Origin of the sequence: Mesorhizobium sp. B2-4-17, from assembly GCF_006441275.1 — a bacterium.
Classification (GTDB): Bacteria; Pseudomonadota; Alphaproteobacteria; order Rhizobiales; family Rhizobiaceae; genus Mesorhizobium.
Window position 1 is genome coordinate 88,283 of sequence record NZ_VFUX01000010.1, and the last position, 14,088, is coordinate 102,370.

Genomic DNA, 14,088 nt, shown 5'->3' on the forward strand with positions numbered 1-14,088 from the left:
CATGACGATAGGAAGGCTGTTTGTCCGCTTCGCGTCGGCATGTTGCCGAAGGTTTCCGCAACGGGGCAATTTGTTTCCGAATGTTTCCAGCGGCCCGCTGGCAACATTGCGTTGCAATTTTCCATGCCGCTCGCGCGCGCTCTTCCTATAATCACGGTCGAGCAAGGGCACGATCATGCAGTCACATCCCCACATCCTTGTCGTTGACGACGACCGCGAGATCAGGACGCTTCTCGGCCGCTATCTCGACGGCCAGGGTTTCCGCGTCTCGGTGGCGGCGGACCGGCGCGAGTGCGAGCAGAAGCTGGCCTCCGGCCAGTTCGACCTCGTCGTGCTCGACGTCATGTTGCCGGACGGTTCGGGGCTCGACATCTGCCGCGCCTTGCGCGACCGCAAGCCGCAGATCCCGGTGATCCTGCTCACGGCGCTGAAGGAAGATGTGGACCGCATCATCGGCCTGGAACTCGGCGCCGACGACTATCTCGGCAAGCCCTTCAACCCACGCGAACTCATCGCCCGCATCCGCGCCGTGCTGCGGCGCGCGGTGCCCGAAGAGGCGCCGGCCCCCCGCCCGCGCATCTACCGCTTCGCCAGCTACCGGCTGGAGCCCGACACCCGCAAGGTGACGGATGCCCGAGGCGAGCTTATCGACCTCACCGGCGCCGAGTTCGATCTCTTGCAGGTTTTCCTCGACCGCCCCGGCAGGTTGTTGTCGCGTGACCAGCTGCTCGATCTCACCCAGGGGCGCGAGCGTGATCCGCTGGAACGCTCGGTCGACGTGCTGATGAGCCGGCTGCGCCGCAAATTCGCCGATACCGGCGACGGGCCGCTGTTCAAGACCGTGCGCAATGGCGGCTACCAACTCACCGCGCGCGTCGAGGCGGTGGAGGCGCAGGCGTGAATTCGCTGCGCCGCCGCCTCATCCTGCTGCTGGTCATCTCGATCGTCGGCGTCGTCGGCCTGGCGACAGCGGCCGTGCTCAGCGTGCGCGGCGGCGGGCCGCCGCCGGAACTGACCGTGCCGTGGGTCGCCCAGCAGATGGAGCTCGTTGCGCGGCTGCTGCCGGGGCCCATTCCGGACGTGCTGCGGGTGCAGTTCGCCGAGCGTCCGGCCGGCGGCAAGGTCGATCGTGCGGAAACGGCGATGCTCAACGACATCCTGCACCGCCGCGGCCTCGACTTGCTGGCCATCATCAGCGCGAAGCCGGACCAACCCGGCCAGATCGCATCGGTGCAACTGCCCGACAGCCGCTGGGCGATCATGGAGGTGCCGCACCTCAAGCCGCCGCGGCGCGAATGGCTGGTGCTGGCCGGCTGGATCTCGCTGATCGTGGCCGGCGCCACGGCCGTCTCGGTCTATTTCACCGCCGTGCTGATCCGGCCGCTGGAAATGCTGGAGGCCGCCGTCTCCAAGATCGGCAGCGACGGCATGCTGGCCGCGGTGCCGGAAGTCGGTTCGGCCGAGGTCAAGGCGACGGCGCACGCGCTGAACCAACTCTCGTCGCGGCTGAAGACATCAATGGAAAGCCGCATGCGGCTGGTCGCCGCCGCCGGCCATGATTTGCGCACGCCGATGACGCGCATGCGGCTGCGCGCAGAATTCCTCGACGAGGAGCGCGACAAATGGCTCCACGACCTCGACGAGCTCGACCGCATCGCCGACAGCGCCATCCGCCTCGTGCGCGAGGAGGTGAACCAGGATGCCGTCGAGCCGATCGACCTGGAGAAGATGGTGCGCGACATATCAGCCGAAATGGCCTCGCTCGGCCATGCCGTCTCGATCGGGCATCTGGACAAGGTCTCGATCCGTGCCGGCGCGCTCGGCCTGCGCCGCGCGCTGCGCAACCTGATCGTCAACGCCGCCACCCACGGCAAGGCCTGCACCATCACCCTTGCCGTCACCAACAGGCGCGCGGTCCTGACTATTTTCGACAACGGCCCGGGCATTCCGTCCGACCTCATCAACAAGGCCTTCGAGCCCTTCTTCCGCGTCGACCCCGGCCGCCAGCAATCCATTCCCGGCGCCGGACTGGGCCTCGCCATCGCCAAGGAAATCATCGAGCGCTACGGCGGCACGGTCACGCTGGAGAACCGCACGGGCGGCGGACTGGCACAGACGGTGATGTTTGAGGTGGCGTGAGCGTCGGCGCCGTTCGCCCCGCCCGAAGCCGATGGCGACCGGCGTCTACTTCTCGTGCATCTTCGGCGTGCGGACTGATATGCTCCCGGCAACGGCTTGCGGATCGAATGGGAGCGCGCGGAGATGTCGATCAAGGTAATCGGAACTGGCTTCGGCCGCACGGGCACGGATTCAATGCGCGAGGCGCTGGCCATTCTCGGCTTCGGCCCCTGTCATCACATGCATGAAGTGATGGGCAACGAGGAGCAGAAACGGATGTGGCGTGCGCTGGCCCAAGGTGCCGCGCCGGACTGGAACCAGCTGCTCTCGGGATATGCCTCCTGTCTGGACTGGCCCTCGGCGTACTACTGGCGTGAACTGATCGAATTCTATCCGGATGCCAGAGTGATCCTGACCTACCGCTCGGCCGAAAGCTGGTGGGAGAGTTTTGAAAAAACGATCGTGGCGGCACTTAAGCAAAGCGTGGATCAGGAATCGCTGGGCGTTACCCTGATCGCCAGGCAGGTGTTCGGCGGGCGGCCCGGCGATCGGGCGCATGCCATTGCCTGCTACGAGGCCAATGTCCGTGCGGTGTACGCCAGGGTTGCACCGGAGCGGCTGCTGGTCCATGCACTCGGCGATGGCTGGGAACCGCTGTGCAGCCATCTCGGCGTTGCGATACCGGATCAGGATTATCCCAACCGCAACGCCGCCGAGAGCTTCAGGTCGAGATTTTCGCTGAACTGATCTGGACGAATGCCGGCGGTGCCGGGCCCCGGCGAATCTGGGTTCCTCGCCCCCTCTGGCGTGGGGCGAGGAAAAAGCGCGGCGTTTTTACCCCGCCATCGCCAGCGGCACGGCGCTTTTGTTGGGGATCTGGATGTCGATTTCCAGCGTCGACATGGTCTCGCCGCGGTCCATCGAGACCTGGATGTAGTCCTGGTCGATCTGCACATGCTTGGCGATGACAGCCAGAATCTCTTCGCGCAGAACGGAAACGAGATCGGGCTGGCCACGGCTGCGGCGCTCATAGGCGAGCAGCACCTGCAGCCGCTCGCGCGCCACCGGCGCGCTGGTGCGCCGCTTGAAGAGGTCGAGGATGCTCATGCGGCCCTCCTTCCGAGAAGCCGGTCGAGGAAGCCCTTGCGCTCGAAGGGCACGATTACCGGCAGGTCTTCGCCTTCCAGGCGCCGGGCCGCTTCGAGATAGGCCTTGGCGGCGGCGTTGGTGGGTTCGGAGAGCGTTACCGGCGCGCCGAGGTTGGAGGCTCTCAGCACGTCCTGGCTCTCGGGAATGATGCCGAGCAGCGGCACCGAGAGGATCTCGAGCACGTCGTCGATCGACAGCATCTCGCCGCGCGCCGCGCGCGCCGCGTCATAGCGCGTGACCAGCACGTGCTTGGCGATGTGCTCGCCCTGTTCGGCGCGCATGGTGCGGGCGTCGAGCAGGCCGATGATGCGGTCGGAATCGCGCACCGACGACACTTCCGGGTTGGTGACGATGACCGCCTCGTCGGCGAAGCGCATGGCGAGCTGCGCGCCACGCTCGATGCCGGCCGGGCTGTCGCAGAACACATAGTCGAACACCTGGCGCAGTCGGGCGATGACTTCGGCCACACCCTCCTCGGTCAGCGCATCCTTGTCACGCGTCTGCGAGGCCGGCAGCAGATAGAGCGTCTCCAGCCGCTTGTCGCGGATCAGCGCCTGCGACAGCTTGGCGGTGCCCTGGATGACGTTGACGAGGTCGAACACCACGCGCCGCTCGGCGCCCATGATGAGGTCGAGGTTCCTGAGGCCGACGTCGAAGTCGACCAGCGCCACCTTCTTGCCGGTCTTGGCCACGGCAGCGCCGAGTGCGGCCGTCGAGGTCGTCTTGCCGACGCCCCCCTTGCCCGAAGTGACCACCACTACCTTGCCCATATAAATCCAGCCTCCGTTGGCGTTTTTATGTTTTCGTTTCGCCGTGGCCAGCACGGCGCCTGATCAGAACCGCCGACACTCGCACGCGAAGCCGGCCCGAAGCTTGCGCCTCGGGAGCCGGCCTCAGCCGAGCGGCAACACGCACAGCGCATCGTTTTCGAGGAAGGCCTGCACCGCCTTGCCGCGCGACACCCCTTCCATTTCCTCGGCCGTGGTGTACCAGCCGTCGACCGCGAGCAGCTCCGCCTCGTTCTTGCGGCAAAAGATGCGCGCCGAAATATTGCCTTCCGAGCCCGCGATCGCCCGGCCGCGCAGTGTGCCGTAGACATGGATCGAGCCGCCGGCGACGATCTCGGAACCCGACGCCACCGAGCCAAGCACGATGACGTCGCCGTGCGGATGGAAGACCGACTGTCCGGAACGGATCGGCGCCTTGATCATCAGCGTGCCAGCGGCGGGTTCGGGGGGCATCTGGACAGCACCCTGCCCCACCCTTGGAGCCTCGGTCCCGGCCGCATCCGTTGTTGCCGCCTCCGTCCGGGCCACCGCCGTCCGGGCCGGTTCGATCCGGACCGCTTCGAGCCTTGCCAGCGCGGGATCCGCCATCTCGTCCTGCGAGGCCTGCAAGGCCTCAGCATGGACCGCATTTTGCCCTGACGGTTCCGCCCGGGCCGGCGCCTCGGCGGCCGCCGCTTCCAGCTCTTCCGCCCGCGCCTTGCGCGCGGCCCGGCCAAGCAGCCCCTCCGCCGTCGCCTCCTTGGCGCCGGCCAGCAGCGGCGGCAGGTCAGGCCCGAGCGAAGCACCCTCCATCTCGATGGCATAGACACGGATGCCGCGCGCCCCAAGCGCGGCGACCAGCAGCGCGATATCCTCGACGGCGGGCTTCAGCACATTGAGATCGAGCACCACCGGCCGGCCGGAAAAATAGCCCGGCGAATTGCCGATCCAGTGATCCAGCCCCTCCAGCCAGTCAGAAATCGGCGCCTCCGGCGTCAGCGTGAACGCGACGAAGGAGCGGGCGCGGAAACGAATGGATTTGGCCTCGAGGGGGGCGGCAAAGGTCACGGCTGGCGAATCCTTACTCAATGGTTAAAGGGTGCCGGCCGAATGGTTAACAAATGGTTAATGGAGGCGATCAACTTGGCAGCCAGGGAGAGAATTCAAGGTCGGCCGAGTGCCGGTACCGCATGCCTGCCTATGACGCCGCGAATGTCTTCATTGGGCCAGAGAAAAAGCGGAACGTCCGCTTTCGGGAGATTGGCTGGAAAGTCGCCTTTCCAGTGTGGCGCGCGTGCGGTCATGCCCATTGTTTCCAGGCGTTCTGCTGGTCCGACCGCGATGCGCCGAGCGCCCGTAGTACCGCCTCGATGGTCAGTTGCGTCAATTCGGGCCGGGGGCCACGATCGAGGATGCCTCGCGTCACCTGCAGCCATATACCCGTGACGATGTCCACCGCGAGCTCCGCGTCGCGTATGCTCATTCGATCCTGGGCTATTGCCTGGGTAATATCCGCCTTCAGATTCGCTCGAATACCGCGCGCATACTCGGCGCGCGACTGAGAACTCTGAACGACCAGCCGTGCCCAGTTTGGGTCCGAGATCGCCTTTTCCAGGAACTTCGCGAAGGCGAAAGACAAGCGTTTGACAGGATCTTCAAGTGCGAGGCGTGCATCCGTCAGCACCGCGTCGAAGCTCTCGCCGAGTTTCTCCCCTACAGCCGCGGCCAGTTCGTCGATGCTCTGGAAGTGATAGTAGAAGGTACCCTTCGCTATCCCGGCTGCCTCCACCACGGCATCGATCGTAACGGCCTCGCGAGGCCGTTCTCCCATCAGCATCATCCCGGCATCCAAGATCAGCGTACGCGTTCTTTCCCGCTTCTCCCGTCCGATCTCCGCCCTGCGCGCCAAATCAACCTTTGCCATCCGTCCTGCCTTTTTTGCATTGCACCATTACGCAAATTTCATATTGACCAAATAGTCGATTTGACGCATTTGTACAATCCGAAACTTGCCCAGCGAGCCGGGCAGCAGCTCGAGCTCCGGTGTTCGCAACACAAGCGTATCTGACAATAAGGAATGGCATCAATGAATGTTCAGTCCCAGCACTTCAAATCAAGGCCGCTGCCGTTCGAATGCATTGCCTTGGTGCTGCAAGGTGGAGGCGCGCTCGGGGCCTACCAAGCGGGAGTCTATGAAGCTCTTGCGGAAGCCGACATTCATCCGGACTGGGTTGCCGGCGTGTCCATCGGCTCCATCAACGCGGCAATCATTGCCGGTAACGCGCCTTCCGAACGGGTCTCAAAGCTACGTGCGTTCTGGCGCGAGATTACGGCGAACCCTCTGCTCGACTGGGCTACCGCTGTGGACGCGCTGGCTCCCAAAGGCGACCTGCCCCGCGCGATCTTCAATCAGTTCAGCGCAGCCTGCGCGGCAATCGCCGGCGCGCCGGGCTTTTTCAGCCTCCGGCAACCCGCTCCCTGGCTCCGCCCGGGTGGAGCAATCGAGGGCACAAGCTTTTACGAAACCACCCACCTGAAGAGCACGCTTGAGCGGCTCGTCGACTTCGACCGGATCAACGCAGGCGGCATGCGTTTCAGCGCAGGCGCAGTCAACGTGTGCACGGGTAATTTCGTCTACTTCGACAATCAAACCCATACGATCCGTCCAGAGCACGTGATGGCCAGCGGCTCGCTCCCGCCAGGCTTCCCGGCCATTGAGATCGAGGGGGAGTTCTACTGGGACGGCGGCCTCATCTCGAACACTCCGTTGCAATGGGTGGCCGAGAACGGGCCTCGGCAGGACACGCTCGCCTTCCAGGTGGACCTATGGAGCGCCCAAGGTGATTTTCCTCGCAATCTTGCCGACGTGGCGACCAGGCAGAAGGAAATCCAGTATTCCAGCCGCACGCGCGCCAACACCGAGCAGTTCAAGCAGCAGCAGCGGTCCCGGCACGCGCTTGCGGGCTTACTCGCAAAGCTTCCCGCCGACCTGCTCGGCAGCGATGAAGCCACCATGCTGAGCTCCCTTGCCGACCACAAGGTCTACAAATTGGTTCACCTGATCTATCGGTCCAGACAGTACGAGACGCACTCGAAGGATTACGAGTTTTCCAGGCTGTCGATGGAGGACCATTGGCAAGCCGGTTACCACGACGCGGTGCGCACGCTGCGTCAGCCAGAGGCACTGGGCAGACCGGACAATCTGGAGGGAGTCAGCACGTACGATCTCGCCGAGGACGGACAGGAGTAGCGGTCGCGACGCGGCTGCGCGATCGAGATCGTGCTCCAATCCTCCAAGCTCAAACGGGCTTCTCCTGAAACCCAGCAGACCGCTTCACCCAAGGAACACCAGCCATGAACCAAGACGCTGTCAGGGAAACGGCCTTTGCCATGCCTCTGACCAACCCCGCCTATCCAGTCGGTCCATATCGTTTCCGAAATCGCGAGTATCTGATCATCACCTATCGGACGGATCCGAGGAAGTTGCGCGAGCTTGTGCCGGAACCGCTTGATGTGCCCGACCCGTTGGTGAAGTTCGAGTTCATACGCATGCCCGACTCTTCGGGCTTTGGCGACTACACGGAAAGTGGACAGGTCATTCCTGTCTCCTTTCGCGGCCGCCATGGCAGCTACACCCATTGCATGTTTCTTGACGATCACCCGCCGATCGCAGGTGGCCGCGAACTGTGGGGTTTCCCGAAGAAGCTGGCCAGTCCCACGCTCCGCGTGGAGACCGATACTCTTGTGGGCACGCTCGACTACGGCCCGGTCCGCGTCGCCACCGCAACGATGGGCTACAAGCATCGGGCTGCCGAACCCGCTTCCGTAAGGACCTCACTCAGCGGACCCAATTTCCTGCTCAAGATCATCCCCCATGTCGACGGCAGGCCGCGCATCTGTGAGCTGGTCGAATACCGTTTGGAAGACATCGATCTCAAGGAAGCCTGGCACGGCCCGGCATCGCTCGATCTTTGGTCGCACGCGCTGGCCCCGGTGGCAGAGCTGCCGGTTCTCGAAGTGGTATCGGCGATGCACATCGTTGCCGATCTGACGCTGCCGCTCGGCACGGTGGTCCATGACTATCTTGCCGACACGAAGCCAATGTTTAGCAAAGGAAAAACCCATGCATTCGCTGAATGAAACGTTGTCGGTCGAGCATGCAAATCCGGACGGCCGTCTTATGGACAAGGTCGTGATGATCACTGGCGCCGCCAGCGGCATCGGCAGGGAAATTGCACTCACCTTTGCCAGTGAGGGGGCAATGGTGGTCATCGCGGATCTCGATCGGCAGGCGGCCCAAAGGACCGCGGCTGAGATCGATCCCACGGGCAAACGTGCGCTCGGAGTCGCGATGGACGTCGGCGATGAGGAGCAAGTCGAAATCGGCATGGGCCAAGCGATCCAGGCCTTCGGCCGGTTGGACGTCCTGGTCAGCAATGCCGGTGTCCAGATCGTCGGCCCACTCGTCGAATTCGAATTCGCAAAATGGAAGAAACTCCTTTCCATCCACCTCGATGGCGCCTTCCTGACCACCCGCGCCGCCTTGCGGCAGATGTACAAGCAGAACAGCGGCAGCATCATCTACATGGGATCGGTACATTCCAAGGAAGCATCGCCGCTCAAAGCCGCTTACGTGACAGCTAAGCATGGCCTGATCGGCCTGGCTAAGGTCGTAGCGAAGGAGGGTGCCGCGCATGGAGTTCGTGCCAATGTGATCTGCCCCGGTTTCGTTCGCACGCCGCTGGTGGAAAAGCAGATTCCGGAGCAGGCCCGCGAGTTCGGGATATCTGAAGCGGAAGTCGTCAAAAACATCATGCTGAAGGAGACCGTCGACGGCGAGTTCACGACTGTTCAGGACGTGGCGGAAGCAGCGTTGTTTCTCGCGGCCTTCCCGTCTAGCGCGCTGACCGGCCAGTCGCTGGTGGTCAGCCACGGATGGTCCATGCAGTAGCCAAGACTTTGGAACCAAGCCGGCGACGAGACATGGGGGCCGTGAAGCGTTGCGGACGTCGGCCAGTTGATGGGCTTGGCGCCCTGGGCGGGTCTCGCTTCCCATCTCGTTCGAAGTGGCCTTCCATTCGCCATGGCCTTTTTGCATGGCACGATTGCGCGTAACTCATATTGACTAGATAGTCGATTTGACTTACTAGTCTAAATCGAAATGAGCCACTCAGTTCGGCCCGTGGCTCGCCTTTCCAGTTCCCTGCAACCCGATCTTTCGAGCGGAGGCTTCCATGCGCCTGTCGTGGCGTCTTTCCCTTTTGGCCGGCATCGCCGGCCTTTGTCTTGCCGGCTGTTCACAAAAGGAGGCCGAGGCGCCGGCAGCGCCACGAACGGCGCGCGTGATGGTGGTGACGCCCCACAAGTTCATGCTGGTGGCGCAAGGCGCCGGGCGCATCCAATCGCGCTATGTCAGCCAGGTTGGCTTCGAGGTCGGCGGCAGGCTCGTCTCACGCGATGTCGACGCCGGCGCAACGGTCAAGAAGGGCCAGAAGCTCGCGACACTGAGCGCGGTGGATTACCAGAACAAGGTGACCGCCACGGCGGCGGACCTCGACGCGGCCAAGTCCGCGCTCGTCCAGGCCGCCGCCCAGGAGGAAAGGTTTCGGCTCCTGCTCGGGAAGGGCTTCGCCACGCATTCGCAGTATGATGACGCGCTGAAGTCGCTGCGGAGCGCGCAGGCACAAGTTCAGGCGAGCGACGCCAATCTGCGCATCGCCCAGAACCAGCTCGCCTATACGGAGCTCAAGGCGCCCGACGATGGCATCGTGACCGCGACCGGCGCGGACCCCGGCCAGGTGGTGGTCGCCGGACAGATGGTGATCGAGATTTCGCGCAATGACGAGCGCGAAGCCGTCTTTGCCGTCGCCAGCGAGGACATCATCAGGGCAAGCCTTGGCATGCCGGTGAACGTTGCGCTTCAGGCCCACCCTGAAATCGCGGTGACCGGCACGGTCCGCGAGATTTCGCCCGAGGCCGACAGCGCCACGGGCACCTATCAGGTGAAGGTTGCCATGCCTGCTCCGCCCCCGCAAATGCGGCTGGGAGCAATCGTCGTCGGTCGGGTCGAAAGCGACCAGGGTCACATGGTTGCGACACTTCCCCCGAGCGCGCTGCTGCAGTCGGGAAACGAGCCGCAAGTTTGGGTGGTCGGCAAAGACGACAAGGTCGAGCGTCGCAAGGTCCAACTGCTGCAGTTCGATGCAAATTCCGTCACCGTGAGCGAGGGACTGTCCGCGGGCGACAAGGTGGTGGTCGCCGGCGTGAACTCGCTGGCTGACGGCGAAGTGGTCAAGCCCAATGCGGAGGTCGAGTGATGGCCAGCTTCAACCTTTCCGAATGGGCCGTTCACAACCGCTCGATCGTCGTCTTCCTGATGCTCGTCTGCGTGGCGGCTGGTATCACCTCCTACGAGCGTCTCGGTCGTCAGGAAGACCCGGATTTCACGGTGCAGACCATGGTGGTCCAGGCAAACTGGCCCGGGGCCACCGCGGCTGACACGATGCAGCAGGTGACGGACCGGATCGAGAAGAAGCTCGAGGAAACTCCGAACCTCGACTACCTCAAGAGCTACACCAAGCCGGGCCAGGCGACGATTTTCGTCTACCTGAAGGAATCCACTCGCAAGCGCGACCTCGCCGGCATCTGGTACCAGGTCCGCAAGAAGGTCAGCGACATAAGTCAGACCCTGCCGCAAGGCGTGGTCGGGCCGTTCTTCAATGACGAGTTCGGCGACGTCTTCGGCTCCATCTACGGCATAACCTATGACGGTTTCAGCCCGCGTCAGGCGCGTGACTTCGCCGAGACCGCGCGGGCCGAATTCCTGCGTGCTCCAGACGTAGGCAAGGTCGACATCTATGGCGACCAGGACGAAAAGGTCTATTTGAATTTCTCACCGCAGAAGCTCGCCAACCTGAAGCTCAGCCTCGATGACGTGCTGACGGCGATCGCCCATCAGAATGCCGTCGTGCCTTCCGGAATCATCAACACGCCCAGCGAGAACATGCTGGTCGACATGACCGGCTCCTTGTTGGCACCCGGCGACATAGCCAAGCTCAATTTTTCCGTGAACGGGCGCTTCTACAAGCTCTCGGACATCGCCGAGGTGCAGCGCGGCTATAGCGATCCGCCCAGCAAGATGTTTCGCGTCAACGGCAAGCCGGCCATCGGCATCGGCATCAACATGCGCGACGGCGGCAACAATCTCGACTTCGGCAAGGGACTGCACGCGGTGGCGGAGCGGCTGAAGCAGCGCTTTCCTGTCGGCATCGAGCTCAATCTGGTCTCGGACCAGCCCGAGGTCGTGCGTGAGGCCATCGGCGAATTCACCAAGGCCCTCCTCGAAGCGGTCGCCATCGTGCTCGTGGTGAGCTTCCTCAGCCTCGGCCTGCGCGCCGGCCTGGTGGTCGCCCTGTCCATCCCGCTCGTCCTCGCCATCGTCTTCGCGTTCATGGAAGCGGCGGGAATCAGCCTGCAGCGCATTTCGCTTGGTGCGCTGATCATCGCTCTCGGCCTTCTGGTCGACGACGCCATGATCACCATCGAGATGATGATCTCCAAGATCGAAGAAGGCATGCCGAAGATCAAGGCGGCAACCTTTGCCTATACGTCCACCGCCTTCCCGATGCTGACGGGAACACTGATCACGCTGCTCGGCTTCCTGCCGATCGGGTTCGCGGACAACAATACCGGGCAATACACCTTCTCGCTGTTCGCCGTCATAGGCGTGGCGCTCATCGCGTCATGGTTCGTGGCCGTCCTCTTCGCGCCGGTGCTCGGGCTGACCCTCTTGCCCAAGCACATGAAAGCGCATGGGGCGGCGGAGCCAGGGCCACTCATGCGGCTGTTCCGACGCCTGCTGGCGTTCACCATGCGGCACCGTTTTCTCACCATCGCCGCATCTCTCGTTGCCTTTGGCCTCTCGCTTTACGGCATGGGCTTCGTCCAGCAACAGTTCTTCCCGGCCTCCAACCGGCCTGAACTGCTGGTGACGATGACGCTGCCCAAGAATGCCTCCATCACCGCTACCGAGACGCAAACCAAACGGCTGGAGAAGGCGCTTGCGGGTGACGCCGACATCGACCACTTCTCCTCCTATGTCGGCGGCGGCGCCATCCGGTTCTACCTGCCCCTGGATGTGCAGCTCGACAACGACTTCATGGCCGAGACCGTGGTCGTGGCCAAGGACCTTCAGGCGCGCGATCGTGTGCAGGCCAAACTGCAGGCGCTGTTCGCCGACAATTTTCCGGACGTGACCGCGCGCATTTCGCGCCTGGAACTGGGGCCGCCGGTCGGCTGGCCCGTGCAATACCGGGTGAGCGCGCCTACTCCCGACGATGCCAGGAAATATGGCGAGCAGGTGGCCGATATCCTGCGGGCTTCCGGCCTCGTGCAGACCGTCAACTTCGACTGGGGCGAGAAGAACAAGACGTTGCGCATCGTCGTCGACCAGGACCGCGTTCGGCAGGCGGGGCTTAGCTCCGAACAGCTTTCCCAGGCCCTCAACCGGGTGCTCAACGGCTCGACGGTCACGCAACTGCGCGATTCCATCTACCTGGTCGACGTGGTCGCACGCGCCCAGAACGACGAGCGTTCCAGCATCGAAGCCCTGCGCCACCTTCAGATCACCACGCCGACGGGCGCATCCGTTCCGTTGCGGGAGCTCGCCGATTTCAAATACGACCTCGATGAAGGCTATGTCTGGAGGCGCCGGCGCCTGCCCACGATCACAGTCCAGGCAGAGCCGCTGCCGGGACTGCAGCCGGCCTTCGTGCACCAGCACGTTGCCGCCGCGCTGGAGGCGCTTTCCAAGTCGATGCCGGCGGAAACGTCGATCGAGACCGGCGGCACGGTGGAAAAGACCGCGCTCAGCAACGCTGCCCTGCTGGCCCAGTTCCCGCTGATGATCACCCTGATGCTCACGGTGCTGATGGTCCAACTCGGCAGTTTCCGGCAGGTCGCCATGGTTATCAGCGTGGCGCCTCTCGGGCTGATCGGAGTTGCCATCGCGCTGCTGACCACCAGCACCCCGATGGGCTTCATCGCGACGCTCGGCATCATTGCGCTCGCCGGCATGATCATCCGCAACTCGGTGATCCTGGTGCACCAGATCGAGCATGAGCGGGCTCAAGGAATAGAACCGTGGAAGGCGGTGATCGATGCCACCGTCCACCGGTTCCGGCCGATCATGCTCACCGCGGCCGCGGCGATTCTCGGCATGATCCCGATCATGCACGACGTCTTCTGGGGGCCGATGGCCTACGCCATCGTCGGGGGGCTCGCCGTCGCCACCATGCTGACGCTGGTTTTCCTGCCAGCCTTTTATGTGATGGTGAACGGAATCCGGGAAAGCGACGAGCCGTTGGCGGCGCCCGAGCCCAGCGCCGACGCAATCCCGATCCTGGCCTTGTCGGATCGATAAAGGAGGCAGCCATGCTGGAAACACGCCCTACTCTCCTTGACCGCTTTCTCACGACCGATGCCGTCAGGTGCGCGGAACCCGACGGGACGACGCGCGAATATGTCGACAAGATGCTGGCCGCAGCGCTGCAGGAGGCGCAGTCGGTGGCGCGTTCCTACGACACCAAGGCGCAGATTGTGGGCGTGGGCTACATCCTCGCCCTCAACCTGATCCTGCGCTTCGGGGACCTGCTGCCGTCGCATGCCCCGCTCGGGCCGCTGTTTTACGTGGCGGTCTGGGGGATCGTCATCATGCCGATCGTGCAGTTCGGGCAAGTGCTCTATCCGAGCCGCAGGCGGGCTGACAAGGAACTCAACCGCAAAGTGGCCGGTGCCTGCGCCGTCCCGCCCGTCTACTATGTGGATCCTGGATTCTTCGCCGGTGTGCGCGACCTGGTCCACCTGGCCCTGCAATCCGATTGGACCTCGGTGATAGCTGCTGAATTGCTGAAGACCTCACGCGTAAGGGAGATCAAACAGGCGCGTTTCCACCGCGCCCTGCTGATGACCGTCGTCTCCTTCGCCGTGCTCGGAGGCGAACAGCTTTTTCGCAGCTTCGCCTTAGCTTGAAAAGAAACCACGTCAGGCCCCGATA

At 63.6% G+C, this 14,088-nt stretch carries 13 protein-coding genes; 9 read left to right on the forward strand and 4 right to left on the reverse strand.

The annotated features are described in order from the left end of the window. Positions 1–175: 175 nt before the first annotated feature. The 3 genes from FJ548_RS10175 (at position 176) to FJ548_RS10185 (ending at position 2,865) form a co-directional block, all read left to right on the forward strand. A complete protein-coding gene (locus FJ548_RS10175) occupies positions 176–901 on the forward strand; it encodes a response regulator (protein ID WP_140777791.1) in 726 nt (241 codons plus the stop codon). Then, complete coding sequence (locus FJ548_RS10180) at positions 898–2,139, forward strand: ATP-binding protein (RefSeq protein WP_140777792.1); 1,242 nt, start codon at positions 898–900, stop codon at positions 2,137–2,139. The genes FJ548_RS10175 and FJ548_RS10180 overlap by 4 nt, the downstream gene beginning before the upstream one ends. Before the next feature lie 96 nt (positions 2,140–2,235). Beyond that, positions 2,236–2,865, forward strand: a complete 630-nt coding sequence (locus FJ548_RS10185; protein ID WP_246678609.1) for a sulfotransferase family protein — start codon at positions 2,236–2,238, stop codon at positions 2,863–2,865. Positions 2,866–2,952: 87 nt separating this feature from the next. Here the strand turns inward: FJ548_RS10185 and minE are convergent, their stop codons facing one another. The 4 genes from minE to FJ548_RS10205 form a co-directional block, all read right to left on the reverse strand. After that, on the reverse strand, positions 2,953–3,225 hold the full coding sequence (gene minE / locus FJ548_RS10190; RefSeq protein ID WP_140612058.1) for a cell division topological specificity factor MinE: 273 nt from the start codon (positions 3,223–3,225) through the stop codon (positions 2,953–2,955). Continuing rightward, positions 3,222–4,037: a septum site-determining protein MinD gene (gene minD / locus FJ548_RS10195; protein ID WP_140612060.1), complete on the reverse strand. Its 816-nt coding sequence runs from the start codon at positions 4,035–4,037 to the stop codon at positions 3,222–3,224. The genes minE and minD overlap by 4 nt, the downstream gene beginning before the upstream one ends. A gap of 123 nt (positions 4,038–4,160) precedes the next feature. Next, positions 4,161–5,102 (reverse strand): septum site-determining protein MinC, encoded by a 942-nt coding sequence (gene minC / locus FJ548_RS10200; RefSeq protein ID WP_140777793.1) that lies wholly within the window; start codon positions 5,100–5,102, stop codon positions 4,161–4,163. Between the two features lie 232 nt (positions 5,103–5,334). After that, entirely contained in the window at positions 5,335–5,958 is a 624-nt protein-coding gene (locus tag FJ548_RS10205; protein ID WP_140612068.1) for a TetR/AcrR family transcriptional regulator, read from the reverse strand. 162 nt (positions 5,959–6,120) lie between these two features. On the opposite strand from FJ548_RS10205, the gene FJ548_RS10210 reads away from it, so the two are divergent. The 6 genes from FJ548_RS10210 to FJ548_RS10235 all read left to right on the forward strand — a co-directional run bounded on the left by FJ548_RS10210 (position 6,121) and on the right by FJ548_RS10235 (position 14,063). Beyond that, a complete protein-coding gene (locus tag FJ548_RS10210) occupies positions 6,121–7,284 on the forward strand; it encodes a patatin-like phospholipase family protein (protein WP_140777794.1) in 1,164 nt (387 codons plus the stop codon). 104 nt (positions 7,285–7,388) lie between these two features. Further along, on the forward strand, positions 7,389–8,174 hold the full coding sequence (locus FJ548_RS10215) for an acetoacetate decarboxylase (protein ID WP_140777795.1): 786 nt from the start codon (positions 7,389–7,391) through the stop codon (positions 8,172–8,174). Positions 8,175–8,214: 40 nt separating this feature from the next. Further along, positions 8,215–8,985 carry a 3-hydroxybutyrate dehydrogenase gene (locus FJ548_RS10220; RefSeq protein ID WP_246678612.1) on the forward strand — a complete coding sequence of 257 codons (771 nt, stop codon included), beginning with the start codon at positions 8,215–8,217 and terminating at the stop codon, positions 8,983–8,985. A gap of 283 nt (positions 8,986–9,268) precedes the next feature. Then, positions 9,269–10,351 (forward strand): efflux RND transporter periplasmic adaptor subunit, encoded by a 1,083-nt coding sequence (locus FJ548_RS10225; protein ID WP_140777797.1) that lies wholly within the window; start codon positions 9,269–9,271, stop codon positions 10,349–10,351. After that, complete coding sequence (locus tag FJ548_RS10230) at positions 10,351–13,455, forward strand: efflux RND transporter permease subunit (RefSeq protein WP_281407061.1); 3,105 nt, start codon at positions 10,351–10,353, stop codon at positions 13,453–13,455. Before FJ548_RS10225 ends, FJ548_RS10230 begins: the two co-directional genes overlap by 1 nt. 11 nt (positions 13,456–13,466) lie before the next feature. Continuing rightward, positions 13,467–14,063, forward strand: a complete 597-nt coding sequence (locus FJ548_RS10235) for a hypothetical protein (RefSeq protein ID WP_140612080.1) — start codon at positions 13,467–13,469, stop codon at positions 14,061–14,063. Positions 14,064–14,088 lie beyond the last annotated feature (25 nt).